Origin of the sequence: Streptomyces sp. NPDC056987 (assembly GCF_042673865.1) — a bacterium.
Classification (GTDB): Bacteria; Actinomycetota; Actinomycetes; order Streptomycetales; family Streptomycetaceae; genus Streptomyces.
This window is the reverse complement of the sequence record NZ_JBHURV010000060.1, coordinates 17,105-43,948: the sequence shown is the minus strand read 5'-3', so window position 1 is coordinate 43,948 and position 26,844 is coordinate 17,105. Positions and strand designations below refer to the sequence as shown.

Here is a 26,844-nt window from a genome sequence, read left to right as displayed (position 1 = left end):
TCAGGCCGCCTCCTTGTGGATACCGCATGCTCCGGTGATACCGCACGGGCAACGAGCCGTCAGCCCCTACGACTCCACGAGTTCAACCTCAGTAGGCAAGTCTACTTGGGGACGGACACAGGGCACGGGTGAATGTGCCTGCGAACACTTTGAGTGTTCTCGGAACCCTATCTCCGCGCTGAAACCTCGCATCGGCACGGTCGTCACGTTTGCGCTGGAAGTCGCTGTCGAGTCGAGCAGATCCCAGACGCGCTCGCGTACTCGTTGCTTGGCTTCGTCCACATGTGTGCGCATGTAGGGCGCGTTCACGCTGGAGTAATAGTCAAGATCTCTGGATCAGTTGAGGTTGTTCATGCCGCGCGGGCTGAGGATCGCTCGACGAGGATGCCCCGCTTGAAGTCGGCCCCGGCACGGACCAGTGCGACGAGGTGGGGTGCGTTCACGGCTCGCCACCGCTGCTGGGCGGACTCCACCAGTTTGAAGACCATCGCCAAGGCGGCGGCCGCGCTGCCGGCGCCCTTCGTGACCTTCGTGCGGAGCCGAACCGTTGCGAAGGTGGACTCGATGGGGTTCGTGATGCGCAGGTGGATCCAGTGCTCGGCGGGGAAGTCGTAAAACGCGAGCAGTTCGTCCGTGTCATCGGTGATCTTCTTGACCGCTTTGGGAAACTTCGCCCTGTAGGTCTTCTCAAATGCCGCGACGGCCTTGAGTGCGTGGTCGCGGTCCTCTGCGTTGTAGATCTCTCGCAGGGCCTTCTTCGCCCCAGGCTGGGCAGACTTCGGCAGGGCGTTCGCGACGTTGGCGATCTTGTGAACCCAGCACCTCTGATGGCGGGCCTGAGGGAAGACCTCGGTCAGAGCCTTCCAGAAACCGAGCGCGCCATCGCCGACCGCCAGGACAGGGGCGCGCATCCCGCGCCGCTGACAGTTGCGCAGCAAGTCGCCCCAGGCGTCGGCCGATTCCCGGTAGCCGTCGCTCATGGCGATCAGCTCCTTGGTGCCATCCGCGCGCACGCCCATCAGTACGAGCACGCACGACCTCGCCTCCCGCAGGCGTATGCGCAGGTGGATGCCATCGGCCCACACGTAGATGTAGTCGCTGCCGGACAGATCGCGCTCGCCAAACGCCTGGTGATCGGCCTGCCACTGCTGGGTGAGCCGGGTGACCGTCGCCGGTGACAGGCCCGCCGAGCTGCCGAGGAACTGCTCCAGGGCAGGCACGAAGTCGCCCGATGACAGACCGTGTAGGTAGAGCAGCGGCAGCACTTCGCTGATCTTCGGCGACTTGCGGCACCAAGGCGGAAGAATCGCCGAGGAGAACCGCTGGCGCTCACCCGTTGCCTCATCGATGCGCTTGTCGTTGACGCGCGGGGCCCGCACCTCGACGACTCCCGCGGAGGTGGTGACCTTCCGCGGCTGGTGGTGACCGTTGCGGACCACGAGCCGACGCCCCTGCTCGTCCTTCTCGTGCGCCAACTCGGCTATATAGGAGTTGACTTCGGCCTCCAGCGCGGCGGCCAGCATCCCCCTCGCACCCTCCCGGACGATCTCGTCGATCAAGGAGGAGCGGTTGACGGTGGTGCCGTCGTCGTTCACTACGCTGAGCACGGACGTGCCTTCCCGGCCGGCGCTGCAACGTCGACCTTGCTCGGTGACCACTCCATCTCACCCGGCAAGGTACGTCCTCCCAGGCTGATCCACAGGTCCTGCAGCATTGCTCTCCCTGGAGGAGAAGGGCGTACGAGACCCGTTCATCATCCGCTCTCCCGAAGGTGACAAGTTCTACCTCCTCGCTACCGATCTCAAGATCAACGGTGGCAAGGGGTGGGACTACGAGATGCGGCACGGCAGCAAGTACCTCGAAGTCTGGGAGTCGACGGATCTGGTCCCCTGGTCCGAGCAGCGCCATGTCCGGGTCTCGGTCGACGCGGTCGGCATGACGTGGGCGCCTGAGGCGACGTACGAGGAGAGGCTGGGCTCGTACGTCGTGTACTGGTCGTCCAACCTCTATGGCGCGGATGACCCGAACCACACCGGCAGCACCTATCCGCGCATGTTGTACGCCACCACCCGTGACTTCCGAACCCCGGTCGACCTGCCGGACATCAGGCGGCGGAACTGGCAGTTGGTGGACGACTGCATCCGAACCGGCGCTGGAACGGACTGGGTTGAGGGACCGACTGCTTTCAAGTCCAACACGGAGGATGCCTGGTACGTCTTCATGGACGAGACACCGCGGCGCGGGTACATCCCCTTCACGGCTCGGAGCCGGCCTTCGCGCCCGTGCCGTGATCCTTGGCTGCACATACGAGCGGAGCCGGTCGGCCACGAGGGCCGACCGGCTCCGTCCGGAATGCGGGCGAGATCAGCCCGTGTGCGCGGCGGACCGGCCTTCGACGTGCTGCTTCTTCATGTTGACGGCGATCGCGGTGGTGGCGAGCGCGGCGACGAACATAACAGCGGTGGCGAAGAAGGCCAAGGTGTAGCCGTGTGTCAGGGCGTCCGCCGCCTTGGCGACCAGGGGTTGGTTCTTGGTCGCGAGTCCCTGGTAGAGGGTGGCCGCGGCGTTCGGCAGTCGGTCGGCGGCGGCGTTGGTGGAGAGGGTCGACAGGATGGCCAGGCCGAGCGCGCCGCCGATCTGCTGGGAGGTGTTGAGCAGGGCGGAGGCGATACCCGTCTCCTGGCGCGCGACGGCGTGGACCGCGCCGAGGGTCATGGGCACGAAGCTCATGCCCAGGCCGAGGGCCGTGACGAACATCGCGGGCATGAGGTGGGTGATGTAAGAGGAGCCGGGGGTGAGGGTGGTGAACCAGAACATCCCCGCAGCGGCCACCAGCAGTCCGGGAGCGGCGACCACGCGCGGAGCGACGTGCGTGACGAGCTTGGCGCTGACACCGGCCGCCGTGGCCATGCCGATACTGAAGGGCAGGTAGGCGAAGCCGGTCTTGATGGCGCTGTAGCCCAGGATGAGCTGCATGTAGAGGGTGAGGAAGTAGAAGAAGGCGATCATCCCGGCGCCGACGAACAACATAGTGGCGTAACTGCCGGAACGAGTCCGGTCTTTGAGCAGGTGCAACGGCATCGTCGGGTGCGCGGTGCGCCGTTGGAGGCCCAGGAACACCGGCAGGAGTACCGCGGCGGAGAGGAAGGACACGAGGGTGAGGCTGTCGGTCCAACCGTGCTCGCCGCCGCGGGTGATGCCGTAGACCAGGGCGAGCAGACCCCCGGTACCCGTGACCGTGCCCGGGATGTCCAGGCGTCCGGGGTGGCGCTCAGCCTCGACGAGCAAGCGGGTGCCGGCCAGGATGGCAACGCCGATGGGGATGTTGACGAAGAACACCCAGCGCCAGTCCAGGGCGTCGGTAAGAACACCGCCGAGCAGCAGCCCGACGGTGGCGCCCATGCCGCCCATGGCCGCGTAGACGCCCATGGCACGGTTGCGCTGATGGCCCGCCGGGAACGTTGTGGTGATCAGAGCCAGAGCGCTGGGCGCCGCGAGTGCCGCGCCGACACCCTGCAGGACACGAGCGAGAACGAGCAGACCTTCGTTCGGGGCAAGGCCCCCGAGCAGTGAGGACAGGGTGAAGACGGCGATGCCGGCCTGGAAGACAAGACGGCGGCCGTACAGGTCACCGATCCGGCCGCCGAGCAGCAGCAGTCCGCCGAAGGCCAGCGCATAGGCGTTGACGATCCAGGCGAGGTTGGCGTCGGACACATCCAGGTCGGTCTGGATGTTGGGAAGGGCGATGTTCGTGATCGTGGCGTCGAGAACCAGCATCAGCTGGGCCGCAGCGATCACTATCAGGGCGAGGCCCAGATGGCGTTCGCCGGGCGGGCCAGTACGCGTGGCCACGGCGGGCGCAGTGGTGACAGTTGAGCTGTCGGAAGACATGGAAGAACTCCGAGGGAGTGGTGAGTGACCGCATTCCCGAGAGCTTCGGATGGGGAAGATGGCCCGCTGATCCGTGGGAATGGACAGGGCGAGAATAACATCGCGAGCGGCGGTGCGAGTGTTCATTCTCGTGCTTGCATTTCAGGAATCGGTATGGGCACAGAAAATCACGCAAGCCTCCGTGCCCATACCTTTTCAAGGTTTGCAAATCAAGATGCACTCTGCAATTACAGGTGCGTTCGGTGCCGCCACACATACATCGCCCTCCGGATTTTTCCGTCGGGTTCCCTTGCCTCGGAAACCCTGGTCACGCTGAGGTAAGAGCGATGCAGACCTTGTCGCCGCGCAGGCTCTTCAATCCGCCCGCAGTGAACATGCAAGGCGGTCAGTTCCTCTGCAGAACACTTCCTCGCCTGCACCAGCATCACCTGCACCCTCATCTGCTACCGCAGACTCGCCCCTGTTACGAGGGCCTGACTCGCATCTCGCCGTACCTGGCCGAGCACATCAACTAGTTCGGTGCGTACTCCACGCATGAACTCGGCATCCAGGCGGCGGCGTACGACCCGAAGCTGGACGTTGGTTTCACCCCGTTTCGCGAGCAGTACGTGCGGGCCGCCGGATTCGGTAGGGCAGCCTGATCGGGATGCGTCCAAGGTTTGCTGGTCAGGGTGCCGGGCGGGGGAGGTAGAGGGCGGCCGTCGCTGCGGCCTTGTGGGCCAGGGCCCGGCGGAGGTCGTCAGGGGCGAGGACTTCGGCGTCGGGGCCGAAGGCAAGGAGCGCCTCGGCGGCCACGAGGGCGCGGAAGCGCAGCTCCACTCTTGTCCAGCCCGTCTCCGTCTCCGTCTCCGTCTCCGTCTCCGTCTCCGTCTCCGGAGAGTCGCCCGGATCGGGGGCTGCGAGGTCGGGCTCGTGGATGCGCAGAAACTTGGCCAGGATCTCGTCGCGGACCTTGACGGTAACGGCGAGGGGGGCGGGGATGTCGTCGATGCGGCGGCGCAAGGTGTCCCACACGTCGGCCAGCTCCATACCGTCACGACGCTGCGCGGGCTGGTCGAGGACGGCGGCGGAGAGGGCGCGGTCGGTGCGGAACAGTGCGGGTTCGCCGTCGTGGTCGGCGACGAGGTACCAGACGCCGGCTTTGCTGACGAGGCCGTAGGGGTCGAGGGTGTACGTGCGCACGCGGTTGTCGCGTCCGTGGCGGTAGCGCAGGCGCAGACGGCGGTCGGTGAGGACGGCCTGCTGGAAGGCGGCGAGTTCGGTGGCGGGGTGGTCGGGGCCGGGGGTGCCGCGCCAGCGGACGGGGTCGATGAGGATGCGGCGGCTGGCCAGGTCGGCGTCGGGGCGGTGCGGGGCGGGCAGGGCTGCCATGACCTTGCGCAGGGCGGAGCCGAGAGCCTGGCCCAGACCGAGGTCGGCGTGGGCGGGCCCGGACAGGAGGACGAACAGTGCGCGGGCCTCGTCGCTGGTCAGCCCGGTGACGTCGGTGCGGAAGCCGGGGAGCAGGGCGATCCCGCCCTGGGGGCCGCGGACGGTGTAGACAGGTACGCCGGCGGCGGACAGAGCCTCCACGTCCCGCATGATCGTGCGGACCGAGACCTCCAAGCGGTCGGCCAGATCAGAGGCGGGCAGCTGATGGTGGGTCTGCAGCAACAGCATGATCGAGAGCAGCCGGTCGGATCTCATGGCCCAAAAGTCCCTCCCGTATATGACCAAGGATGTCATATATGGCGCGGAGGATGCAGATATCGGCCCGCCGACGGGGCAGGCCGGACGCTCCTGGCGGGCAGGCTGCCGACCTGCCGGATGTACTGGAGCAAACAACTGGGAAAGGTGCATTCCGATGACTGCCACCACCGGATCCGCGCAGGAGATCGCCCAGGCGTACACCGAGGCGTGGATGAACAAGGACATCGACCAGGCGCTGTCCTACGTCGCGGACGACGCGGTCTGCAAGGCCCCGAACGGCACGTTCGAGGGCAAGGCCGGCTTCCAGACCTTCATCGGGCCCTTCGCCGGCTCGCTGAACGGCGCCACCCTCATCGACGTCCTGGGCGACGACACCCACGCCGCCGCCGTTTACACCCTCGACGCGCCTTTCGCGAGCGACTTCCCCGGCATGGACTACGTCACCGTCAAGAACGGCCTCATCACCCAGGTGCTGAGCCACTTCGACCTGTCCCCGCTCATCCAGGCCGGCGGCAACCCTCAGCACTGACCGCCCCGCGTCCGTGCCCGGTCTGCCACCGCCGCCGGCTTCGGGCGCGGCGCCCACGCCGCCCACCACCGCACGCGATCGAAGGCTGCATGAGAACCCTCACCACCCGGGGCGACACGATCCGCTTCCCCGAGCCCCTGACCCGGGCCAGGATCACCCGGCGCCCGAACCGGTTCATCATCGACGCCGACATCCACGGGAGCGAGACCGCCTGCCATTGCCCGACCACCGGCCGCATCGGCAACCTGGTCCTGGACGGACTCGACTGCCTGCTCTCGCGCAGCGACAACCCCGCCCGCAAGACCCCATACACCGTGGAAGCCATCAGCGTCGATGCCCCAGGCACCGCCCGTCCGGCCTGGATCGGCATCAACCAGAGTGCCGCCAACCGCTACGTCGAGCAGGCCCTGGTCCACCACCTGCTGCCGAAGATCGTCACCGCGCACAGCGTGCTGCGCGAGCAGACCCTGGGCCGCTCCCGCCTGGACTTCCTCGTCGACGACGACACCTACGTCGAGGTGAAGACCCCACTGGACAACCTCCAGGTCGCCCTGGGCGATCACGTCCACACCCGCACCCGCCCGCCGCTGGCCTCCACCGACCGGCTGGTCAAACACATCGGGGAACTCGACCGCAGCCTCCAGGCCCATCAACGCGCCGTTCTGCTGCTCTGCTTCGTGTACGACAACCCCGGCTTCCAGGTCCGCCCCAGCAGTCACCACGATCAGGTCCAGGCGTCGGTCGCCCAGGCCGTGCGGGGTGGCGTGGAGATCTGGCAGGTCAACTTCCGCCTGGATGCGGCCGGGGTCCACGTCGCGCGTCACTCCGACCTCACCAGCCAGTTCCTCGTCTGAGGGCTGCCGCCTCCCACCACGGCCCCGGAACACCGGCACGACCCGAGCCCCAGTAGGCACCACCGAGTTCAACCGCACGGATCTTCTCAAGGAACACGCCTCATGCGCAGAATTCAGTACCACCGCTACGGCGGCCCGGACACGATGCGGCTGGAGGGCTTCACCCTGCCCTCGCCACAGGAGGGAGAGGTTGCGGTCTCCGTCGTCGCGGCCGCGGTCAACCCGATCGACTGGAAGGTCCGCCAGGGCGAGCTGAAGATGATGACCGGCCGGGCCTTCCCCCGCGCGATGGGCTCGGACTTCTCCGGGACCGTCACCGTGGTCGGCCCCGGTGTCGTCGGCTTGAAGCCAGGCGACCCGGTGTACGGGATCACCGCGCTGAAGCCCAGCGGCGCCTTCGCCGAGGCCGTTATCGCCCCCGCTTCCCACCTGGCTATCAAGCCCGCCGGTCTCTCCTTCGAGCAGGCCGCCGCGCTCGCCACCCCCGTGGTCATGGCCTTTGCCGGACTCATCGACCGCGCCCGGCTGCAGGCCGGCCAGCGGGTCTTCGTCAACGGGGCGACCGGCGGCGTCGGCCAAGCTGTCGTCCAGCTCGCCCATGCCCTCGGCGCCACCGTCACCGGCACCAGCGGCCCCACTTCCGTACAGCACGCCCACGCCCTCGGTATCGACCGCCTCTACGACTACACCGCCGCCGACCCCGCAGACCAGAAAGAACTCCAAGGCGCGTTCGACGTCGTCTACGACACCAACGGCTTCCTGCCGGTCAAGACCGCGATGCGGCTGTTGAACAAGACCGGCGTCTACCTCGACATCAACGCCACCCCCGCCAAGTTCGCGCACGCCGCTTTCGCCCGCCGCCACAAGATCTTCTTCTGCAAGCCCGACACCCGGGCCCTCACCGCCGCTGCCGACAGGGCCGCCGCCGGGGACATCCGCATGTCCATCGGCGAAACCGTCTCTCTGGAGGGCGCCACCACTCTGATCGCCGGCCTGGAGACAGGCCGAAAGATCAACGGCAAGGGCCTGATCCTCACCAACCTGACCAACTGACACCCCAGGCAACAACCGCTCGGCACCCAGATGACCAACCCCACACCCGCTGGATGACGGATCCTTTCGCATAGCAGCGGAAAGATGCTGCTATCCCGGGGGCAGGCCGAGAACGGCACCGTGTGCCGCATTCTCACGGAAGACGCCGACAGCACCGACCAGCCCGGAAACCGGGTCCGCCGCCCTTCAACCGGCGGCGGACCTCGCCACCCCGGGGGAACCTGCTCAGCAGCCCGGTGCTGACTGAGGCCACCCATCCACGGCGGGACTCGGGAGCCGGGCCGACCGCGCCAGGCGGCTACATTGAACCGCCTGGCTTCCGTAGTCCGGGGCCCGCGCGCCCCCTATTTCGAGGAGCTCACGGCCAGCATGTCCAGTCGTGCCACCATCCAGCACGTGGTCCCACTCGATGAGTGGAACGCCCGCCCCGACGGCCCGTACGCACCCGGGTCGCTCTCGGAGGACGGATTCGTCCACTGCTCACCCGACGAGGAGACCACCATCGCCATCGTCAACGCCTTCTACCGGGACGCACCGAGACCGCTCCTGACACTCGTTCTCAACGTGGACCGGCTCACCGCGAAGTGCGAGTGGGAGCCAGCAGTGCCCGTCCCGCCGCCAGGGGTCACCGAAAGCACCCTGTTCCCTCATGTGTTTGGGCCTCTCAACCGGGACGCGATCGAACACGTACTGGAGGTGGAGTGGGATGACCAGGGGCGGGCGGCAGGACTGAAGGAAAGAGACTGAACGCCTTCGCGGTAACGCCATTCGTCGCCCGCCGGCAGAGGATTTTTTTGTGCCACAGTAGTTGTGGTCGTCATCTGCCTCTCCGGCGGTGGCGGTGCGCAGCGGTCAGCCACCAGTCCGTCCAGGACCGATAGAGCGAATTCCTGGATTGCGGAGCCACAGGACGTGCGTGGGCACCGCAGCGAACAATCACTGCCCTCGGCGGCCAGCCGAAATCACATTGGCTGCGCCCCTTGGCCAGCTCCGCCTCCAGTTGGGCGAACTGCTTGTCGCTCAGCCTCGGCAGTGACGCCGGCCCCTGTGACCGCAGAGCGCGCGGACCGCCTCGTCCCACATCTGCCGCCAGCGCTGCACTGAACGAACGCTGACCCGTAGGTCCTTGGCGATCACCGAGCTCGCCTCGCCCCGGGCGAACCCCTCAGCCGCCTTGAGCCGTAACTCCTCGCGGAACTGCTGCCGTTCGGCGGTCAGCCCGCCCCCTTGTGGATACCGCGTGCCCCGGTGATACCGCACGAGCGACGAGCCGTCAGTCCCTACGACTCCACAAGTTCAACCTCAGTAGGAGAGGCTCTCGACGGTAAAAGTGACCTCCGCCTCACCGTTCGTGCCCCGGACGGTCCTGGTCTGCTGCCCAGTCTTGTCGTGGTGCGAGTCCCACACGATGCTGCCGTTCACGTCGACATCGTCGACCGGCGCGAAGATTCCGTCGTAGTCCAGCAAGAGGACGTCGATGCCGAGGATGCCGTCGGGAGCTTGGACCCAGTAGTCCTTGGGCGTCAGCATTCAACGGACACAGCGGCTGGCGGTTGCTGTCCCGCTCGTGCCGTCGGGCGCCGGACATCAGACGGGCGGTCCAGCATGCCGGAAGTCCGTGCGTTCCTCGCTTGAGCTGCCGATCCTGGGCTGCCGTCCTTCAGGTGACTCCGTGCTCCGGAAAGCGACCGGGCTCAGCCACTTCGACCGCACCTACCTCAACCGCCCGGCAGATCGAGTGTTTCATCGCGAGGACGCCCTACTCCGGGTGGTCCGCGTACGGACGCCACCCGTGGCCGCAACCCGAGCAGACCATGTCCGCAGGGTGCCCCCATCGTCCCCCAGATCTGGAGTTCCTGGGACTGGCAGGCCGGGCGGGCCAGAATCTCCGTGGTCGCCTCTGCCGTCCGCGCTGACGCTGCAAGGCGGTCTTTTGTCGCGACGAGGGAGCTGACGTGGTTCCGGCCCGCAACTATGGGAGAGACCGTGCAGAACCATCAAGCGGGTTCCTCGGCTCGGGCTCGGGGTTCCGGCGAGGCGGTAGGAGCCAGTACCGGTCCCGGCGATCGCGCCGTTGAAGGCCGGGCGGGAGTTCTCGCGCTCCGTGTCAGATTCCGGAATGTGAACACGCTCGACCAAAGGGCTGTCCACACTCTAGCCTGGCCATGCAGCTGGTTCGCCCTGCCCTCCAGGCAGACGCGTCGTAAGAGGGAACCCGGTGGGAATCCGGGACTGCCCCGCAGCGGTGAGTGGGAACGACCGCCGTCATACGCACTGGATCCGACGTACAGGGTCCGGGAAGCGACGGCCAGTAGGTGTCTTCCTCAGGAAGGCGTGCTCGCGAGTCCGAAGACCTGCCCGTTGCCCGTGTGCGAACCATTCGTGCGCGGAGATCCCGGTGACCTCGTGGGCGGGTCGGCGTACATATCAGGCGGATGACCGCGCTGTGCCGCGCGAGGTCGGGTCCGTCCGGTTCGTCACCCCTTCGCGCTCGCGTCCTGTCCCGGGATTCCAGGGAGATATCTCGCGAAGGAGATTTCCGTGACAACGAAGTCCGCAGCCGCGGCAGCACGGGCCACCGTGTACGGCTACCCCCGCCAGGGCCCGAACCGGGAACTCAAGAAGGCGATCGAGGGCTACTGGAAGGGCCGCGTCACCGCCGACGCCCTGCAGGCGACCGCCGCCGAGCTCCGGCGGAGCAACTGGCGGCACCTCTCCGACGCCAGGATCGACGAGGTGCCGACCGGTGACTTCTCGTACTACGACCAGGTCCTCGACACCACCGTCATGGTGGGCGCGATCCCCGACCGGCACCGCGCCGCCGTCCAGGCCGACGCGCTGGACGGCTACTTCGCCATGGCCCGCGGTACCCAGGAGATCGCTCCCCTGGAGATGACCAAGTGGTTCGACACCAACTACCACTACCTGGTCCCCGAACTGGGCCCCGACACCGTCTTCACGGCCGACTCCACCAAGCAGGTCGCCGAGCTGAAAGAAGCCCTCACCCAGGGACTCACCCCCCGGCCCGTGCTGGTCGGACCCGTCACGTACCTCCTGCTCGCCAAGCCTGCTCCCGGCGCGCCCGCGGGCTTCGAACCGCTGATGCTCCTGGACCGGCTGCTTCCTGTGTACGCCGAAGTCCTCGCCGACCTGCGCGCGGCCGGCGCCGAGTGGGTCCAGCTCGACGAGCCCGCCCTCGTGCAGGACCGCACCCCGGCCGAACTGAAGGCCGCCGAGCGCGCCTACCGTGAGCTCGGCGGTCACGCCGACCGGCCGAAGGTGCTCGTCGCCTCCTACTTCGACCGGCTCGGCGACGCCCTGCCGGTGCTGGCCAAGGCGCCGGTGGACGGGCTGGCGCTGGACTTCACCGGGGCCGCCGCCGCCAACCTGAACGCCCTGGCCGCCGTCGGCGGACTGCCCGGCAAGCGCCTGGTCGCCGGTGTCGTCAATGGCCGCAACATCTGGATCAACGACTTGGAGAAGTCGCTGTCCACTCTCGGCACCCTCCTCGGGCTCGCCGACCGCGTCGATGTCGCCGCCTCCTGCTCCTTTCTGCACGTCCCGCTGGACGCCACGGCCGAGCGGGACATCGACCCGCAGATCCGGCGCTGGCTGGCCTTCGCCCAGCAGAAGACGGCTGAGATCGTCACGCTCGCCAGGGGCCTCGCCCAGGGCACCGACACCATCACCGGCGAACTCGCCGCCAACCGCGCCGATCTCGCCGCCCGCGCCAGCTCACCCATCACGCGTGACCCCGCCGTGCGAGCCCACTCCGAGGCCGTGACGGACGCCGACGCGCGACGCTCCCGGCCGTACGCCGAACGCGCCGCGGCCCAGCGCTCCCACCTCGGCCTGCCTCTGCTGCCGACCACGACCATCGGCTCGTTCCCGCAGACGACCGAACTGCGCACCGCCCGTGCCAACCTGCGTGCCGGCCGCATCGACTCCGCCGGGTACGAGGAGCGCATCAAGGCGGAGATCCAGGAGGTCATCTCCTTCCAGGAGAAGATCGGCATCGATGTCCTGGTGCACGGCGAGCCCGAGCGCAACGACATGGTGCAGTACTTCGCCGAACAGCTCACCGGCTACCTCGCCACCCAGCACGGCTGGGTCCAGTCCTACGGCACCCGGTACGTCCGCCCGCCGATCCTCGCCGGGGACATCTCCCGCCCCGAGCCGATGACCGTACGCTGGACGTCCTACGCCCAGTCGCTGAGCGACCGCCCGGTCAAGGGCATGCTCACCGGCCCGGTCACCATGCTTGCCTGGTCCTTCGTCCGCGACGACCAACCCCTCGGCGACACCGCCCGCCAGGTCGCCCTCGCCCTGCGCGACGAGGTGAACGACCTGGAGGCGGCCGGGACCTCGGTCATCCAGGTGGACGAGCCCGCGCTACGCGAGACCCTGCCTCTGCGGGCCGCCGACCGCGCGGCGTACCTGGCGTGGGCGACGGAGGCGTTCCGGCTCACCACAGCCGGAGTGCGGCCGGACACCCAGATCCACACGCACATGTGCTACGCCGAGTTCGGCGACATCGTGCAGGCGATCGATGATCTCGACGCCGACGTCATCAGCCTGGAGGCCGCCCGCTCCCACATGCAGGTCGCCCGCGAACTCGCCGCCCACGGCTACCCGCGCGAGGCCGGGCCGGGTGTCTACGACATCCACTCCCCGCGCGTGCCGAGCACGGATGAGGCTGCGGAGCTCCTGCGAACCGGACTGAAGGCCATCCCCGCCGAGCGGCTGTGGGTCAACCCCGACTGCGGGCTGAAGACCCGCGGCTGGCCCGAGACCCACGCATCCCTGGAGAACCTGGCCGCCGCCGCCCGCGCGGTCCGCGAGGAACTCACCGCGTCCTGACCGCAAGCCCGGTCGGCTGGGGGAGGAAGCATCCGCCTTCCTCCCCCAGCCCCCGGCTTGAGAGAGAGCAGCAGCCCATGGCTCTCGGCATCCCCAGTACAAGCGCGGACAGAGCACTGTCCATTCGTGACCTCCTCGCACGAGGAGGTCACTCTTACTCCTTCGAATTCATGCCCCCCGCGCAGCACGGCCGCCGAAGCCGGGCTCTGGACCCGCGAAATCCGCGTCGGTGTACTCGGTGAACGGCTTGCCGATGTAGACGCCGGCGCTGTTGACCACGGTGTCGATCCGGCCGAACCCGTCCATCGCCGCCGCCACGATCCGCGCGCCGGCGCCGCACTCGGCCAGATCGTCGTTGAAGGCGAGCACCTGCGGGTCCTCGGACTGCGGCATGGAACGGCTGGTGGCCACGACCGCGTACCCGAGGTCGCGGTAGGCGGTGACGACGGCAGAGCCGATGCCCCCGTCGGCACCGGTGATGATCGCGACCTTCTGGGCGGTGCCCGCACCCGTCGTGTCCTTCATGCTTCACTTCCTTCACCTGACCAGCGGGAATCAGGCCGGTGACGGTTCTGGTACCCCCCGGGACCCGCCGGCCCCTCGGCGATGGCTCACTCGGCAGGTGACCTGACCCCGTCCCACCCCGCCCCGGGACGGGGTCACTTGAGGATTTCCAGCATCCGCTCTCCCAGGACCGCGGCTGAAGTTGACCCCGACCTTCTCCTGGACGTCGGTCTCCAGCAGCCACGTCACCCTGGAGGCCAGCCCCACGCCCTCTTCTTCCTCGTTGGTGAAGCAGGTGATGTTGTAGTCCTTGAACGGCGACTCGCCATGGATCCTGGTGGCCAGCAACGAGGCAGGGCCGTGGCAGACGATGAACAGCGGGTTGCCCGAGGCCAGCTGCCACGTCAACAGCCGCCCCATGTCGGCGTCGAACGCCAGGTCCGACATGGGCCGCCCGCGGTCGTCGCGGCAGCCCTCGTTCTGAACCCAGTGATCCTGCCCATGGCCGAACTCCCCCTCCGTGATGCGCCGACCCTCGTGTTGATCACGATCGGATCGTTGACTGCGGTCAGACTAGGCAGCCCGGGACCGGACGGGTCCCTGCACCTTTCCAGGGTGCGCCGGGGCCGGCCCCGGCGGTTCAGCCGCCGCAGCCGCAGCCGGGGCGGCAGCCGCAGGCGTCTGTTCCGGCGCCGGCGGACGGGGTCGTCGTGGCGGCGGGGACCGCGCAGCAGCCCTTGCCCTGCCAGGCGTCGCGCCCCTCCTTGACCGCGACGGCGGCTATGACCAGGGCGGCGACGGGATCGGCCCAGGACCAGCCGAGGGTGGCGTTGAGGACCAGGCCCACCAGGAGGACGGCCGAGAGATAGGTGCACAGAAGGGTCTGCTTGGAGTCCGCGACCGCGGAGGCGGAGCCGAGTTCCCGTCCGGCCCCGCGCTGCGCGGCCGACAGGAACGGCATGATCGCCAGGGACAGGGCGGCGATGACGATGCCGGTGACGGAACGCTCGGCCTCGCCGGTGCCGGTGAGGGCCCGGACGGCGTCGACACTCACGTAGGCGGCGAGGGCGAAGAAGGAGACGGCGATGATCCGCAGTGTGGTCTGCTCCCGGGCCTCGCGGACGGCGTGGTCGCGGGCGGAGAACTGCCAGGCGACCGCCGCGGCGGAGGACACCTCGATCACGGAGTCGAGACCGAAGCCGACCAGGGCGGTCGACGAGGCGATCGTGCCGGCGGTGATCGCGACGACGGCCTCGACGACGTTGTAGGCGATCGTGGCGGCGACCAGCAGCCGTATGCGCCGGGTGAGGACGTCGCGGCGGGCCGGGGCCGGGCCTGGGCCGACGGAGGTCCCGGCGGTCATCGGCAACAGCCCTTCTCGTCCGCCTCCGCACAGGTCTTGTCGGCCTCGACGGCTACCACGGCGGTGCGCAGGTCGTCCAGCGCGCGGCCGAGGCGCGCGTCGGCGAGTTCGTAGCGGGTGCGCCGGCCGACCGGTACCGCGACGACCAGGCCGCAGTCCCGCAGGCAGGCCAGGTGGTTCGACAGCCGGGTACGGGAGATCTCCAGGGCGTCCGCGAGGTCGGCGGGGTGGGCCGGCGCCTCGCGCAGGGCGAGGAGGATCCGGCAGCGGATCGGGTCGGCGAGGGCGCGGCCGAACCGCGCCAGCACCTCGATGTCAGCGGCGAGAGTCAACATGGGGACTAACAGTACACGGAAGTCTGAATTCATAAAGACTTGAATCGGTCACTTACGGGCGGACGTGCGTCCCGGACGCCCCGCGAGCCCCCTGTATCCTGCTGCGCATGCCGCCTGCCCCTTCCCCGCAGCCGGATCGCGGTGCACTTCCCGCCCAGGCGGGACTCCTGACCGAACGCCTTGCGCGTCAACTGGAGCATGACATCCGGTCCGGAGAGATCGCCGTCGGCACGAAACTGCCTTCCGAACGCGAACTCGCCGCGCGGTTCGGCTCCAGCCGCAACGTGGTCCGCGAGGTGCTGCGCCGGCTGGAGGCCCAGCACCTGATCGAGGTCGCGCCGGGCCGCGGGTCGTTCGTCCGGGAGCAGACGCCCGGCCAGGCCCGCAGCTACGACGCCCTGTACCGGGCCGGCCGGCCCACGGTCCGGCAGCTCATCGAGGCACGGGTGCCGCTTGAGGTCGAGACCGTCCGGCTGGCGACGGAACGTGCCACCACGGAGGACATGTCGGCGATGCGGGCGGCCAGGGACGCCGTGGAGACGGCCACCGATGTCGTCGCCAAGGCCCAGGCGGACGTCGACTTCCACGACGCGATCGCGGCGGCGAGCAGCAACCCGGTCCTGCGGATCATGCTCTCCTCGATCAGCGGGATGATGTTCGAGATGATGCTCCGCTCGAACTCCGATCCGTCGATCGGCGAGGCCGGTGTGCCGCACCATCCCGAGATCTTCGAAGCGATCGAGGCCCGTGATGTTGAGCTGGCCTGCGAGCGGATGCGGGCCCATCTGACCCTCGGGTTGCGCACCTACGGCGCCGATCTCGATGTCAGTGTGCACGCGATGGCCCGGCAGCACATCGAATCACTGCTCGGCCAGGCCGGCCACCCGGGTTAGGACCCGCCGGGGAGCGGGCCACCGCTCCGGTACGTTCCGTGGTGCGCCGCGGGACGCAGCGTCATACCGGCACACCAGGGCTGTTCAGTGTGCGCCGTCTCTTGCTACGGTCCCTGTCACTGCCACAACTGGTCCTACCAGTTGGACCAGTTGAATGGGGCAGATAGGGACGTAACGCACCAGAAAGACGAGGACGATGAGGTCCACGAGCAGCCAGTTCCTCAGCCGGCGCTCCTTCGGCAAGGCCGCCGCCGGCTTCGCGGCCGCGGCGGGCATGGGGTCGCTCGGCGCCTGTTCGAGCAGGGGCGGCACCGCCCCGGCCGACGCGCCGCTGAGGATCATGGCGATCAACCACGTCTGGTCGCAGGCGATCAGACGCCGTCTCAAGGAATTCGAGAGCCGCGCCGGACGCAGGGTCTCCATGACCCTGCTCACCGCCGACCAGCTCTCCAACAGCTACAACGTCAAGCTCAACGCCTCCGGAACCGACGTGGACGTCATGATGGTCCGGGCGCTCCAGGACCAGTCGCTCTTCGGGCTCAACGGCTGGCTCACCGATCTCACCGGCCTGGTGAAGGGCGAAACGGCGTACGACTGGGAGGACTTCCAGGACGCCCCCCGCGAGGTGTCGGTCACCGCGGGCAAGGTCCTCAGCGTCCCCGTGGTGACCGAGCGCCCGACGCTCTACTACCGCAAGGACCTGGTGGAAGGGCTGGGCGGGCCGCCCCGGACGCTCGACGATCTGAGGGAGATGTCGCTCGAACTCGCCGACCGGGGCCGGAACTTCTTCGGCTATGTCGGGAGGGGGCAGCGCAACGGCGCCGTCAGCCAGTGGTCGAGCTTCCTCTACTCCTTCGGCGGAGACTTCATCGTCGACGGAGCGTCGGGCATCGGATCGCCGGAGGCGGTGGCCGCGTACGCCTATTACGGCGCCCTGCTGGAGCGGACCGGACCGCCCGGGGCCACCAACATGAGCCTGGAACAGGCCATGCCGGTCTTCGCGCAGGGCAAGGCGGCCTTCTACGTGGACGCCGACGCCATCTACAGCAATTTCCTCGACCCGAAGATCTCCACCGTGGGAGAGACCGTGGGGTTCGCCCCGTTCCCGGCCGGTCCGGCCGGGGCCCGGCCGCACAACATCCCCTCCTGGAGCCTGGGCATCAACCGCTTCTCCCTTCTGCGCGACGAGGCGTGGGAGTTCGTCCGGTGGGCCTCCGGCCCGGAGATGGTGGCGGAACTGCAGGCGGCTGGCATCCCCGGCGCCCGCCGGTCGGCGTGGTCGGACCCGAGGACGCTCGCCGCGTTCCCGCCCGAACTCGCCGCGACCATGCGGACCAACGCGGAGCGGGGCATCGGGCACGACCGGCCCCAGGTCCTCCAGGTCGGCCGCTCACGCGACATCGTCGGACGCCCGCTGGTGGCCGGAATCCTCGGCAAGAAGGTGGCACCCGTCGCCCGCGACGCCGACGCCGAGTTCAACGACTTCCTGGTCCGCGACAACCGCCACCGGGAGTCCTGATGCGTACGACCGAGACCACCATGACGACGCCGGACGGCACGCCCGGCACCGCCTCCGGCACACGGGGGCCGGCCGCGCGGCGCTCCCGACCGCGCCCGCCGCGCACCTTCGAGCAGGCCAACCGGCGCCTCAAGTGGGCGATGCTCGCACCCGCGCTCGCCTTCGTCGGCCTGATGATCGTCTTTCCGCTGGCCTTCACACTCAACCTCAGCCTCACCGACGCCTTCGGCGCGGTGAACTCCGGCAACAACTACATCGGCTTCCAGAACTTCTCCGACGCCCTCGGCGACTCCCGCCGCTTCTGGCCCGCGGTGCAGCGCACGGTGGTCTTCACCGTGGGCGCGGTCCTGCTGGAGACCGTGCTCGGCCTGGCCCTCGCGATGCTCATGCGCAAGCCGTTCCGCGCCATGCGCTGGGTGCGTACGGTCCTGATCATCCCGCTGCTCACCACGCCGGTCGCGATCGGCATCCTGTGGCTGCTCATCCTCGACCCGAGCAACGGCATCGCCAACCATCTGCTCACCGCCGCCGGACTGCCGCCGCAGGAGTTCCTCGGCTCGGTGAGCCAGTCCCTGCCGACACTGATGCTCATCGACGTGTGGCAGTGGACACCGATGATGACACTGCTCCTGCTCGCCGGGCTGACCACCCTCCCCGAGGAGCCGGAGGAGGCGTCCCTGGTCGACGGGGCCAACAGCTGGCAGCGGTTCCGGCACGTCATCCTGCCGATGCTCGGCCCGACGCTCGCCACCGCCCTGGTGCTCCGCGCCGTGGACGCGCTCAAGACCTTCGACGTCCTCTACGCGACGAAGGGAGCGGGCGGAGGTTCCGACTTCGAGGCGGAGACCCTCAACGTCTACGCCTACGGTCTCACCTTCGACTACCAGGAGTACGGGCTGGCATCGGCGGTCCTCGCCCTGTTCACGCTCTTCATCATCGGCGTCGTGGTCCTGCTCCGCCGCCGTACCGGAAGGAAGACCGCATGAGCCCCACCGCCGCCGCCTCCTCCTCCGTACGGAACACCGGCGCCCCCGCTCCCGGCCGGCGCCCGCGCCGTTACGGGTCCTGGCTGCGGGGCACCGCCATCGCCGCCGTGACGCTCGTCTTCGCGCTGCCGGTCGTCTGGATGTTCGCCGCCGCCTTCAAGACGAACGTCCAGGTGACCGACCCGACCGTCGGTCTGTGGTTCTCCCCCACCCTCGACAACTTCCGCAACGTCCTGGACACCGGGCAGATCCTGCGGCCGATGGGCAATTCGCTGCTCGTCGGGGTGGTGTCGACCGCGCTCTCCGCGCTCATCGCCGTACCGGCCGCCTGGGCCGTGGGCCGGTTCCGGATGCGCCGCACCGGATCGCTCATCCTGGTGGCGCGCATCGTTCCGGCGGTCTCCCTGCTGGTTCCCTGGTACTACCTGTTCGCGCGGGCCGGCCTGGTGGGCTCCTACACCGTGCTGATCCTCAGCCATATGTTCGTCTCGGTCCCGCTGATCCTCTGGATCATGATCAGCTTCTTCGAGGGCCTGCCGGTCGAACTCGAAGAGGCGGCGCGCACCGACGGGCTGTCGGCGTTCGGCGCGTTCTGGCGCATCACACTGCCGCTGGCCGCGCCGGGCACCGCCACGGCCTCCCTGCTGGCCTTCGTCTTCAGCTGGAACAACTTCATGTTCGCGCTGATCTTCGCCGACGAACGCACGCAGACCGTGCCCGTGGCGCTGTTCAACTTCATCTCCTACGCGAGCACCGACTGGGGCGGTCTGATGGCCGCCGCCGGTCTCATCACGGTGCCGGTCCTCCTCGCCGCGGTCCTCGGACAGAAGTACCTGGTGGCGGGGTTGACCTCAGGCGCTTCGAAGGGCTGACCCCTCCCCCGTCCTGTCCACCGTTCACCGTCCGCATCACCCAGCTCAGGAAGAACGCATTCATGAAGATCGTCGACGCGAAGGTCGTCGTCACCAGCCCCGGCCGTAACTTCGTCACGCTGAGGATCACGACCGACGAGGGCCTCACCGGCCTCGGGGACGCCACCCTCAACGGGCGGGAACTGGCCGTCGCCGCCTATCTGCGGGACCATGTGGCACCCCTGCTCATCGGCATCGACCCGCACCGCGTCGAAGACACCTGGCAGTCGCTGTACCGCGGCGCCTACTGGCGGCGCGGGCCCGTGACGATGGCCGCGATCGCCGCCGTCGATGTCGCGCTGTGGGACATCAAGGCGAAGGCCGCCGGCCTCCCGCTGTACCAACTGCTCGGCGGCGCGAGCCGGGAGCGCGTGGGAACGTACGGACACGCCGACGGGAGGGATGTTCCCGAGCTGTTCGACTCGATCCGTGCCCGCCTGTCCGAGGGGTATCCCGCGATCCGGGTGCAGACGGGCATACCGGGGCTGAAGACCGTGTACGGGGTGCACAGCAGCCCCGACCGCGCCGAGGCCGCACCCCACCAGCAGGCCCGTCCCGTGGTCGAGGACTGGGACACCGCGGCGTACCTGCGCCACATCCCCACGGTGTTCGAGGCGGTACGGAACGAGTTCGGGCCCGAACTGCCCCTGCTCCACGACGCGCACCACCGCCTCACCCCCGCGCAGGCGGCCCAGCTCGGCAAGGACCTGGAGCCCTACCGCCTCTTCTGGCTGGAGGACTGCACCCCGGCCGAGAACCAGGAAGCCCTCCGGCTGGTCCGCCGCCACACCACCACCCCCCTCGCGATCGGCGAGGTCTTCAACACCGTGTACGACTACCAGACGCTCATCGGCGAGCAGCTCATCGACTACGTACGCTCGGCCGTCACCCACTTCGGCGGTGTCTCGCCGCTGCGGAAGCTCTTCGACTTCGCCGCGCAGTACCAGATCAAGAGCGCCATCCACGGCCCGGAGGACATCTCGCCGGTCGGCATGGCCGCGGCCGTCCATCTCGACCTGGCGGTGCACAACTTCGGAATCCAGGAGTACGCGGGGCACACACCGCTGACCCACGAGGTGTTCCCGCACGCCTACACCTTCACCGACGGACACCTCCACCCGGGCGAAGCCCCGGGTATCGGGGTGGAGCTGGACGAGGAACTGGCCGCCGCGCACCCGTACGAGGCCGCGTACCTGCCGGTCAACCGGCTCCAGGACGGCTCCGTCCACGACTGGTGAACCCACCCCGGCCCCCGCACCGCCGGCCCCCGGCGCCGGTGGACACACGGCCGCTCAGGCGCGCAGCCAGACGGCCGTGTCCGGGGGCAGGAGGTCCCCCGTCAGCGGGGCGCTGGTGAGCAGTACCTCCGTGTGCGGGGGCAGCGGCGTGGGGGGTGCCGAGAAGTTGACCACGCAGATCAGGGCGCCCGTGTCCGGGGCGGCGCCGGTGTCCGGGGCGCGTACGAAGGCGAGCGCCCCGGAGGGCGACTCCAGCCAGGTCATCGGACCGTCGCCGAAGCCGGGTCCGGTACGGCGCAGCCGCAGGGCCTCCCGGTAGAGGGTGAGCATGGAGCCGGGATCGGCCGCCTGGAGGTCGGCGGCGTACCGGGGCCAGGCGCGCGGCTGCGGCAGCCACGGTTCGGTGGCCGAGCCGAATCCGGCGTACGGCGCGTCGGCCGTCCACGGCAGCGGCACCCGGCAGCCGTCGCGCCCCGGATCCCGGCCGCCGGAGCGGGCGTGCATCGGGTCCTGGATCCGGTCCAGCGGGATCTCCGCTTCGGGCAGGCCCAGTTCCTCGCCCTGGTAGAGGTAGACGGCGCCGGGGAGGGCGAGGGAGAGCAGCGCGGCGGCGCGTGCCCTGCGGGTGCCGAGACCGGGGTCGGTCGGGGTGCCGAACTCCTTGGCCGCGAAGTCGAAGCCGGTGGCCTCGCGCCCGTACCGGGTGACCGTGCGGGTGACGTCGTGGTTGCAGAGCACCCAGGTGGCGGGCGCGCCGACGGGGTGGTGCTCGGCGAGCGTCTCCTCGATCGCGGCGCGCAGCCTGCGGGCGTCCCAGGGGCAGGCCAGGAAGCTGAAGTTGAACGCGGTGTGCAGTTCGTCGGGGCGCAGATAGCGCACGAAGCGCTCGGTGTCCGGCAGCCACACCTCACCGACGAAGATGGCGCCGTACGCGTCGGCGATGGCGCGCCAGGAGCGGTAGATGGCGTGCAGTTCGTCGAGATCGACGTACGGGTGCGGGTCGCGGCCGGCGGTGAAGTCCGGCAGGGCGGGGTCCTTGGCGAGGAGCGCCGCGGAGTCGATCCGTACGCCCGCGACGCCCCGCTCGAACCAGAAGCGCAGCACCTCCTCGTACTCCCTGCGTACGGCGGGGTGGGCCCAGTTGAGGTCGGGCTGCTCGGGGGCGAACAGGTGCAGGTACCACTCGCCGTCGTCGAGCCGGGTCCAGGCGGGCCCGCCGAATTCGGAGACCCAGTCGTTGGGCGGGATCTCGCCGTGCTCACCGCGGCCGGGCCTGAAGTGGAAGAGGGCGCGCTCCGGGCCGCCGGGGCCCGCCGCCCGTGCGGCCCGGAACCAGGCGTGCCGGTCGGAGACATGGTTGGGGACGACATCGATGATCGTACGGAGGCCCAGCTCACGTGCCTCGGCGATGAGTTTCTCGGCCTCGGCGAGGGTGCCGAAGGCCGGGTCGACGGTGCGGTAGTCCGCCACGTCGTAGCCGCCGTCGGCGAGCGGTGAGAGGTACCAGGGGGTGAACCAGAGCGCGTCGACCCCCAGTTCGACCAGATAGGGCAGCCTGGCGCGGACCCCGGCGAGGTCCCCGGTGCCGTCCCCGTCGCCGTCGGCGAAGCTGCGTACGTAGATCTGGTAGATCGCGGCGCCCCGCCACCAGAGGGCGTCGGCGGGCTCCGGCGGGCTGCCTTCCATACGGTGTTCCTTTCGGGGGGAGGGAAGGGCTCAGCCCTTGGTGCCGCCGGCGCTGATCCCGGCGATGATGTGCCGCTGGAAGACCAGGAACATCACCACCATCGGGATACTGGCGATCACCATGGCGGCGATCAGCACCGGGAGCGGGATGTTCTGGGAGAGCTGGACGAGCGCGACACTGATGGGCTGTTTGCCGGTGTCGGAGAAGACCATCAGCGGCCACAGGAAGTCCTGCCAGACCGCGACCAGCGCGAAGATCGACACCACCCCGAGCACCGGCCGGGACATGGGCAGCAGGATCGACCGGAGCGTACGGAGCCTGCCCGCGCCGTCGATCTCGGCGGCTTCCAGGACGTCGCGCGGGATCTGGTCGAAGAAGCGCTTGAGCAGGTAGAGGTTGAAGGCGTTGGCGACGGCGGGCAGCCAGATCCCCAGCGGGTCGTTGAGCAGGCTGGTGTGGATCAGCGGCAGATCGGCGATGGTCAGGTACTTCGGTACGAGCAGTGCCTGGGCGGGCACCATCAGGGTGGCGAGTATGCCGCCCAGGATCACCTTTCCGAACGCGGGCCTCAGCTTGGACAGGGCGTAGGCCGCCGCCGTGCACAGGACGAGCTGGAGGATCCAGGCCCCGGTGGCCTGCACCACGGTGTTGCCGAGGTGGGTGGGGAGCCGCATCAGCTCCCAGGCGTCGGTGTAGGCGCCGGTGTGCCAGGTGCCGGGGAGCAGTGTCGGCGGTGTCCGCACCAGTTCGTCCGGGGACTTCATGGCCCCGGAGACCATCCAGTACACGGGGAAGAGGAAGGCGAGGACGAAGGCGAGGACGACACCGGAGAAGACGGTCCAGTAGAGCGTCTTTCCCCGGGTGCTCGCGAGCGCCAGAGGGGAGACCAGGGTACGTACGGCGTGGCCGCGTCCGGTCGGTGTGCCGGTTCGGGTCGTGGTTCTGGTCCCGGTTCTGGTCATGGTGGCGGTTCTCCTCCCAGTCGTCTCAGTCGTCGGTGCGGGTGAGCCGCAGGTAGAGGGCGGAGAAGAGGCTGAGCACGGTCAGCAGCAGCACGCTGAGGGCGCAGGCGCCGCCGAAGTCGTTGTAGAGGAAGGCGTACTTGTAGATGAGGTAGAGGACGGTGACGGTCGAGTTCTCCGGGCCGCCGCCGGTGATCACGAAGGGCTCGGTGAACACCTGCATCGTGGCGATGATCTGGAGGAGCATCAGCATCAGGATGATGAAGCGGGTCTGCGGGACGGTCACATGGCGCACCCGCTGCCAGAGGGTGGCTCCGTCCAGCTCGGCCGCTTCGTACAGCTCTCCCGGAATCCCCTGGAGCGCGGCGAGATAGATGAGGACCGTGCCGCCCATGTTGGCCCAGGTGGCGACCATGACCAGGGAGAGGAGCGCGGTGTCGGCGCCGTTGGTCCAGTTCGAGGTGGGGAGGTGGAGGAAGCGCAGGGCTTCGTTGGCGAGCCCGGCGCCCGGATCGTAGAACCACTTCCAGAGCAGGGCGCTGACGACCGGCGGGATCATCACCGGGAGGTAGACGACCACCCGGAAGAAGGCCCGCGCGTGCCGCAGTTCGTTGAGGACGAGGGCCATCAGGAACGGTACGGCGAAGCCGACGAGCAGGGCGATGACGGTGAAGGTGAGTGTGTTGCGCCAGGCCGCGCCGAACTCGGGATCCTGGAAGACCTGGGTGAAGTTGGCCGTACCGACCCACTCCGGTTCCGCTCCGGGGGTGTACTTCTGGAAGGCGATGATCACCGCGCGGATCGCCGGGTACCAGGAGAAGAGCGCGAAGCAGAGCAGGCCGCCGATGAGGAAGGCGTAGGCGCGGAGCTGGTGCGAGAGGGCGCGGCGGAGGGCGCCGGGGGCCGTGCGGCGGGCCGGTTCGGGGCGTCCTGGCACCGGTGCGGGAGGCGGCGCGGACCGCCGGGGGGCCTGGGCAGTCTTCATGGGTGCGTCAGCCCCGGGCCAGGATTCCGTCGATCTTCGACCGGGCGTCCTTGAGGAGCCGGTCGATGTCGGCGTCCTGGTCGGTGAGGACGGCGGAGACCGCGCCGTCGAGCACCGAGTAGATCTGCTGGGCCTTCGGGGGCTCCAGCTTCGCCGTCAGGTTCTGGCTTCCGTCCAGGAAGGCCCGGTAGTTCTCGACGGGGACGTTGGCGTACGTCTTCTTGAGCTCCTGGTCCCTGGTGTCGGTGGCGCCGCTCCACAGCCGGGGCTCGGGGAGGCCGACCGGCGCCTTGAGATCGGCGGCGCGCTTCCAGTCGTTGAGGCCGGAGCCGGGGGCGTTGGTCTGGAACTCCAGCCACTTCAGACCGGCCTTGATCTGGGCCGGCGACGCCTTCCTGCTGAACATGTAGCCGTCGCCGCCGATGAGCGTGCCCTTGCCGCCGGGCATGGGCGCGAGGGCGAGATCCTCGTAGGAGCCGCCCTTCTCCTTGACGAGGATCGGGATGTTGTCCGGGGCGGAGAGATACATGCCGAGCCGGCCCGAACCCATCATCTGCTGGACGTCGTTGAGGATGAGCAGTTGCTTGGTGCCCATGGAGCCGTCGCGCCACCGCATGTCCTTCAGGTTCTGGAGGACCGCCCTGCCCTCGGGGCTGTCGACGGCCGCCTTCCTGCCGTCCGGGGTGACGACATCGCCGCCCTGCGAGTAGATCTCGGCGGTGAAGTGCCAGCCGCCCTGGTTCTGCGCGCTGTAGTCGGCGTACCCCACGTAATTTTTGCCGAGGCCCGCGATCTTCTTGGCGGCGGCACGAACCTCTTCCCAGGTGGCCGGTGGCTTGTCGGGGTCGAGGCCGGCCCGCTGGAAGAGTTTCCTGTTGTAGAGCAGCCCCATCGAGTAGTTGGTGCGCGGAACGCCGTAGACCTTTCCGTCGGCGGTGTAGACATCGCGCAGCGACTGCTGGATGTCGCCGTAGCCCGCCATGTCCTTCACGTACGCGGTGATGTCCGCGGCCTGGTCGATGTCGACGACGTGCCCGGCATCGGTGAAGTACGTGTAGAAGACGTCTTCCATCTGGCCGCCGGCGAGCTTGGCGTCGAAGGTCTTGGGGTCCTGGCAGGGGAAGGCGTCGTGGCCGACGATGTCGATGTCGGGGTTCGCCTTCTCGAACGTCCTCATGTCGTCCTCGAAGTTCTGCCGGTCGATCCTGGCGCTCTTGGGCGGCATGCAGTTGACGGTGACGCGCGTCTTGCCGCCGGCCGAGCTGTCGCCGTCCGAGCCGCAGGCGGCCAGTGCGGTGAGGGCGAGGGCGGTGGCTGTGGCGGTGGCGCAGGTGCGGCGGAACCCGGAACTACTCATCGGCGGACCCCTCTTGGGCAGGAGCGCGGGAAACCCACAGCACCTCGCTGTGTGGCGGCGCTCACTCAACCACCAACAACGGATGTCCGCAATATGTCGCTCTGATTTAGAAAATAGTTGACAGGATTCCGCAGGCACCGGCGCACAGCGGCGGGCCGACCGCGGGGCGCCGGCCCCGTGTCAGTCGCGGGGCGCCTGCCCCGTGGAGCCGCGTACCACCAGCTCCGGTTCGAACAGCAGCTCGCCGGGGGGCACCACGCCGCCCTGGATCTGGGCGTTGAGCAGGTCGACGGCCGCCCGGCCCATCGCCTCGATGGGCTGACGGACCGTCGTCAGCGGCGGTTCGGTGCAGTTCATGAACGCGGAGTCGTCGAAACCGACGACCGAGACCCGGCCGGGCACCGCGAGACCGCGCCGGCGCGCGGCCCGTACCGCCCCCAGGGCCAGTGGATCGCTGGCGCAGATGATCCCCGTGACGCCCCGGTCCAGCAGGCGCGCGGCCGCCGCCTGGCCGCCCTCCAGGGAGAACATGGTCCGCTCGACGCACTCGTCCGGGAGGGCCTGACCGGCGCCGCCCGCCGCCGCGTACGCCACGTGCGCCGCCGCGAGCTTGCGCCGGGACGGGATGTGGTCGGCCGGGCCGAGCACCAGCCCGACGCGCTCGTGGCCGAGCGAGGACAGGTGGCGCCACGCCTGCTCGACCGCGACGGCGTCGTCGCAGGAGATGCAGGGGAAGTCGAGGTTCTCGATCGGCGCGTTGATCAGGACGACCGGGACACGGCGCTCGGCAAGCAGCCGGTAGTGGTCGTGCGGGGCGTCCGCCTGGGCGAAGAGACCACCCGCGAAGACCACCCCGGAGACCTGCTGCTGGAGCAGGAGTTCCACGTAGTCGGCCTCGGAGACGCCGCCCTTGGTCTGGGTGCACAGCACGGGGGTGAGGCCCTGCTGGGCCAGCGCACCGCCGATGACCTCGGCGAACGCCGGGAAGATGGGGTTCTGCAGCTCCGGCAGGACCAGACCGACGAGCCGGGCGCGCTCCCCGCGGAGCTGGGTGGGACGCTCGTAGCCGAGAACGTCCAGGGCGGTCAGTACGGACTGCCGCGTGGCCTGCGAGACACCGGGCTTGCCGTTGAGCACCCGGCTGACCGTGGCCTCGCTGACCCCAACTTTCTTCGCCACCTGAGCAAGTCGTCGCGTCATGCGCGCAAGAGTATCGCAAGAATTGCAA

General features: G+C 68.9%; 24 protein-coding genes and 1 riboswitch. Of the genes, 10 read left to right on the top strand and 14 right to left on the bottom strand.

Going from position 1 to position 26,844, the window contains the following annotated elements; genetic code table 11:
* Positions 1-350: 350 nt before the first annotated feature.
* The 3 genes from ACFTZC_RS39600 to ACFTZC_RS39590 all read right to left on the bottom strand — a co-directional run bounded on the left by ACFTZC_RS39600 (position 351) and on the right by ACFTZC_RS39590 (position 5,577).
* A complete protein-coding gene (locus ACFTZC_RS39600; RefSeq protein WP_382898677.1) occupies positions 351-1,607 on the bottom strand; it encodes an IS256 family transposase in 1,257 nt (418 codons plus the stop codon).
* Between the two features lie 757 nt (positions 1,608-2,364).
* Positions 2,365-3,852 (bottom strand): MFS transporter, encoded by a 1,488-nt coding sequence (locus ACFTZC_RS39595; protein ID WP_382898675.1) that lies wholly within the window; start codon positions 3,850-3,852, stop codon positions 2,365-2,367.
* 705 nt (positions 3,853-4,557) lie between these two features.
* Positions 4,558-5,577 (bottom strand): helix-turn-helix transcriptional regulator, encoded by a 1,020-nt coding sequence (locus ACFTZC_RS39590; RefSeq protein ID WP_382898673.1) that lies wholly within the window; start codon positions 5,575-5,577, stop codon positions 4,558-4,560.
* A gap of 157 nt (positions 5,578-5,734) precedes the next feature.
* Here ACFTZC_RS39590 and ACFTZC_RS39585 point away from each other — a divergent pair, with 157 nt between their 5' ends.
* From ACFTZC_RS39585 to ACFTZC_RS39570, 4 genes are all read left to right on the top strand, one after another.
* The gene (locus tag ACFTZC_RS39585; protein ID WP_382898672.1) at positions 5,735-6,109 is read left to right on the top strand and encodes a nuclear transport factor 2 family protein; all 375 of its coding nucleotides are present in this window, start codon (positions 5,735-5,737) and stop codon (positions 6,107-6,109) included.
* A gap of 89 nt (positions 6,110-6,198) precedes the next feature.
* Positions 6,199-6,963, top strand: a complete 765-nt coding sequence (locus tag ACFTZC_RS39580; protein ID WP_382898670.1) for a DNA/RNA nuclease SfsA — start codon at positions 6,199-6,201, stop codon at positions 6,961-6,963.
* Positions 6,964-7,065: 102 nt separating this feature from the next.
* On the top strand, positions 7,066-8,016 hold the full coding sequence (locus ACFTZC_RS39575) for an NAD(P)-dependent alcohol dehydrogenase (RefSeq protein WP_382898668.1): 951 nt from the start codon (positions 7,066-7,068) through the stop codon (positions 8,014-8,016).
* A gap of 369 nt (positions 8,017-8,385) precedes the next feature.
* Entirely contained in the window at positions 8,386-8,763 is a 378-nt protein-coding gene (locus tag ACFTZC_RS39570) for a DUF952 domain-containing protein (RefSeq protein ID WP_382898666.1), read from the top strand.
* Positions 8,764-9,036: 273 nt separating this feature from the next.
* On the opposite strand, the gene ACFTZC_RS39565 is transcribed toward ACFTZC_RS39570, so the two are convergent.
* Positions 9,037-9,153 (bottom strand): hypothetical protein, encoded by a 117-nt coding sequence (locus tag ACFTZC_RS39565; protein WP_382898683.1) that lies wholly within the window; start codon positions 9,151-9,153, stop codon positions 9,037-9,039.
* A 165-nt stretch (positions 9,154-9,318) separates the two neighbouring features.
* Entirely contained in the window at positions 9,319-9,546 is a 228-nt protein-coding gene (locus ACFTZC_RS39560; protein ID WP_382898664.1) for a hypothetical protein, read from the bottom strand.
* Between the two features lie 643 nt (positions 9,547-10,189).
* Positions 10,190-10,393, top strand: a riboswitch (cobalamin riboswitch).
* Between the two features lie 164 nt (positions 10,394-10,557).
* Between ACFTZC_RS39560 and metE the strand changes: the two genes are divergently transcribed.
* Complete coding sequence (metE, locus tag ACFTZC_RS39555; RefSeq protein WP_382898663.1) at positions 10,558-12,876, top strand: 5-methyltetrahydropteroyltriglutamate--homocysteine S-methyltransferase; 2,319 nt, start codon at positions 10,558-10,560, stop codon at positions 12,874-12,876.
* Positions 12,877-13,044: 168 nt separating this feature from the next.
* On the opposite strand, the gene ACFTZC_RS39550 is transcribed toward metE, so the two are convergent.
* From ACFTZC_RS39550 to ACFTZC_RS39535, 4 genes are all read right to left on the bottom strand, one after another.
* Positions 13,045-13,401, bottom strand: a complete 357-nt coding sequence (locus ACFTZC_RS39550; protein ID WP_382898661.1) for an SDR family NAD(P)-dependent oxidoreductase — start codon at positions 13,399-13,401, stop codon at positions 13,045-13,047.
* A 30-nt stretch (positions 13,402-13,431) separates the two neighbouring features.
* Positions 13,432-13,827 carry a hypothetical protein gene (locus tag ACFTZC_RS39545; protein ID WP_382898659.1) on the bottom strand — a complete coding sequence of 132 codons (396 nt, stop codon included), beginning with the start codon at positions 13,825-13,827 and terminating at the stop codon, positions 13,432-13,434.
* 193 nt (positions 13,828-14,020) lie between these two features.
* A complete protein-coding gene (locus ACFTZC_RS39540) occupies positions 14,021-14,743 on the bottom strand; it encodes a cation transporter (RefSeq protein WP_382898657.1) in 723 nt (240 codons plus the stop codon).
* Positions 14,740-15,078 (bottom strand): ArsR/SmtB family transcription factor, encoded by a 339-nt coding sequence (locus ACFTZC_RS39535; protein WP_382898655.1) that lies wholly within the window; start codon positions 15,076-15,078, stop codon positions 14,740-14,742. The genes ACFTZC_RS39540 and ACFTZC_RS39535 overlap by 4 nt, the downstream gene beginning before the upstream one ends.
* A gap of 107 nt (positions 15,079-15,185) precedes the next feature.
* Between ACFTZC_RS39535 and ACFTZC_RS39530 the strand changes: the two genes are divergently transcribed.
* From ACFTZC_RS39530 to manD, 5 genes are all read left to right on the top strand, one after another.
* A complete protein-coding gene (locus ACFTZC_RS39530) occupies positions 15,186-15,971 on the top strand; it encodes a FadR/GntR family transcriptional regulator (RefSeq protein WP_382898653.1) in 786 nt (261 codons plus the stop codon).
* A 196-nt stretch (positions 15,972-16,167) separates the two neighbouring features.
* Positions 16,168-17,490: an ABC transporter substrate-binding protein gene (locus ACFTZC_RS39525; protein ID WP_382898651.1), complete on the top strand. Its 1,323-nt coding sequence runs from the start codon at positions 16,168-16,170 to the stop codon at positions 17,488-17,490.
* The gene (locus ACFTZC_RS39520) at positions 17,490-18,476 is read left to right on the top strand and encodes a carbohydrate ABC transporter permease (RefSeq protein WP_382898649.1); all 987 of its coding nucleotides are present in this window, start codon (positions 17,490-17,492) and stop codon (positions 18,474-18,476) included. The genes ACFTZC_RS39525 and ACFTZC_RS39520 overlap by 1 nt, the downstream gene beginning before the upstream one ends.
* Positions 18,473-19,348 carry a carbohydrate ABC transporter permease gene (locus ACFTZC_RS39515; RefSeq protein WP_382898648.1) on the top strand — a complete coding sequence of 292 codons (876 nt, stop codon included), beginning with the start codon at positions 18,473-18,475 and terminating at the stop codon, positions 19,346-19,348. The genes ACFTZC_RS39520 and ACFTZC_RS39515 overlap by 4 nt, the downstream gene beginning before the upstream one ends.
* A gap of 62 nt (positions 19,349-19,410) precedes the next feature.
* Positions 19,411-20,625, top strand: a complete 1,215-nt coding sequence (gene manD, locus ACFTZC_RS39510) for a D-mannonate dehydratase ManD (protein WP_382898646.1) — start codon at positions 19,411-19,413, stop codon at positions 20,623-20,625.
* A gap of 54 nt (positions 20,626-20,679) precedes the next feature.
* Here manD and ACFTZC_RS39505 read toward each other — a convergent pair whose 3' ends face one another.
* From ACFTZC_RS39505 to ACFTZC_RS39485, 5 genes are all read right to left on the bottom strand, one after another.
* Positions 20,680-22,311, bottom strand: a complete 1,632-nt coding sequence (locus ACFTZC_RS39505) for a glycoside hydrolase family 13 protein (RefSeq protein WP_382898644.1) — start codon at positions 22,309-22,311, stop codon at positions 20,680-20,682.
* Between the two features lie 30 nt (positions 22,312-22,341).
* Positions 22,342-23,274: a carbohydrate ABC transporter permease gene (locus ACFTZC_RS39500; RefSeq protein WP_382898643.1), complete on the bottom strand. Its 933-nt coding sequence runs from the start codon at positions 23,272-23,274 to the stop codon at positions 22,342-22,344.
* A 25-nt stretch (positions 23,275-23,299) separates the two neighbouring features.
* On the bottom strand, positions 23,300-24,259 hold the full coding sequence (locus tag ACFTZC_RS39495; protein ID WP_382898641.1) for a carbohydrate ABC transporter permease: 960 nt from the start codon (positions 24,257-24,259) through the stop codon (positions 23,300-23,302).
* A gap of 7 nt (positions 24,260-24,266) precedes the next feature.
* Positions 24,267-25,616 (bottom strand): ABC transporter substrate-binding protein, encoded by a 1,350-nt coding sequence (locus ACFTZC_RS39490; RefSeq protein WP_382898640.1) that lies wholly within the window; start codon positions 25,614-25,616, stop codon positions 24,267-24,269.
* A gap of 180 nt (positions 25,617-25,796) precedes the next feature.
* Positions 25,797-26,816, bottom strand: coding sequence for a LacI family DNA-binding transcriptional regulator (locus ACFTZC_RS39485; RefSeq protein WP_382898638.1), 1,020 nt, complete (start codon positions 26,814-26,816; stop codon positions 25,797-25,799).
* Positions 26,817-26,844: the final 28 nt, after the last annotated feature.

What these genes read in the sequence shown, in the direction of transcription:
- ACFTZC_RS39590 (WP_382898673.1), bottom strand. Translation starts at nt 5,577, where the DNA reads ATGAGATCCGACCGGCTGCTCTCGATCATGCTGTTGCTGCAGACCCAC.
- ACFTZC_RS39585 (WP_382898672.1), top strand. Translation starts at nt 5,735, where the DNA reads ATGACTGCCACCACCGGATCCGCGCAGGAGATCGCCCAGGCGTACACC.
- ACFTZC_RS39580 (WP_382898670.1), top strand. Translation starts at nt 6,199, where the DNA reads ATGAGAACCCTCACCACCCGGGGCGACACGATCCGCTTCCCCGAGCCC.
- ACFTZC_RS39575 (WP_382898668.1), top strand. Translation starts at nt 7,066, where the DNA reads ATGCGCAGAATTCAGTACCACCGCTACGGCGGCCCGGACACGATGCGG.
- ACFTZC_RS39570 (WP_382898666.1), top strand. Translation starts at nt 8,386, where the DNA reads ATGTCCAGTCGTGCCACCATCCAGCACGTGGTCCCACTCGATGAGTGG.
- ACFTZC_RS39560 (WP_382898664.1), bottom strand. Translation starts at nt 9,546, where the DNA reads ATGCTGACGCCCAAGGACTACTGGGTCCAAGCTCCCGACGGCATCCTC.
- ACFTZC_RS39550 (WP_382898661.1), bottom strand. Translation starts at nt 13,401, where the DNA reads ATGAAGGACACGACGGGTGCGGGCACCGCCCAGAAGGTCGCGATCATC.
- ACFTZC_RS39545 (WP_382898659.1), bottom strand. Translation starts at nt 13,827, where the DNA reads ATGTCGGACCTGGCGTTCGACGCCGACATGGGGCGGCTGTTGACGTGG.
- ACFTZC_RS39540 (WP_382898657.1), bottom strand. Translation starts at nt 14,743, where the DNA reads ATGACCGCCGGGACCTCCGTCGGCCCAGGCCCGGCCCCGGCCCGCCGC.
- ACFTZC_RS39535 (WP_382898655.1), bottom strand. Translation starts at nt 15,078, where the DNA reads ATGTTGACTCTCGCCGCTGACATCGAGGTGCTGGCGCGGTTCGGCCGC.
- ACFTZC_RS39530 (WP_382898653.1), top strand. Translation starts at nt 15,186, where the DNA reads ATGCCGCCTGCCCCTTCCCCGCAGCCGGATCGCGGTGCACTTCCCGCC.
- ACFTZC_RS39525 (WP_382898651.1), top strand. Translation starts at nt 16,168, where the DNA reads ATGAGGTCCACGAGCAGCCAGTTCCTCAGCCGGCGCTCCTTCGGCAAG.
- ACFTZC_RS39520 (WP_382898649.1), top strand. Translation starts at nt 17,490, where the DNA reads ATGCGTACGACCGAGACCACCATGACGACGCCGGACGGCACGCCCGGC.
- ACFTZC_RS39515 (WP_382898648.1), top strand. Translation starts at nt 18,473, where the DNA reads ATGAGCCCCACCGCCGCCGCCTCCTCCTCCGTACGGAACACCGGCGCC.
- manD (WP_382898646.1), top strand. Translation starts at nt 19,411, where the DNA reads ATGAAGATCGTCGACGCGAAGGTCGTCGTCACCAGCCCCGGCCGTAAC.
- ACFTZC_RS39505 (WP_382898644.1), bottom strand. Translation starts at nt 22,311, where the DNA reads ATGGAAGGCAGCCCGCCGGAGCCCGCCGACGCCCTCTGGTGGCGGGGC.
- ACFTZC_RS39500 (WP_382898643.1), bottom strand. Translation starts at nt 23,274, where the DNA reads ATGACCAGAACCGGGACCAGAACCACGACCCGAACCGGCACACCGACC.
- ACFTZC_RS39495 (WP_382898641.1), bottom strand. Translation starts at nt 24,259, where the DNA reads ATGAAGACTGCCCAGGCCCCCCGGCGGTCCGCGCCGCCTCCCGCACCG.
- ACFTZC_RS39490 (WP_382898640.1), bottom strand. Translation starts at nt 25,616, where the DNA reads ATGAGTAGTTCCGGGTTCCGCCGCACCTGCGCCACCGCCACAGCCACC.
- ACFTZC_RS39485 (WP_382898638.1), bottom strand. Translation starts at nt 26,816, where the DNA reads ATGACGCGACGACTTGCTCAGGTGGCGAAGAAAGTTGGGGTCAGCGAG.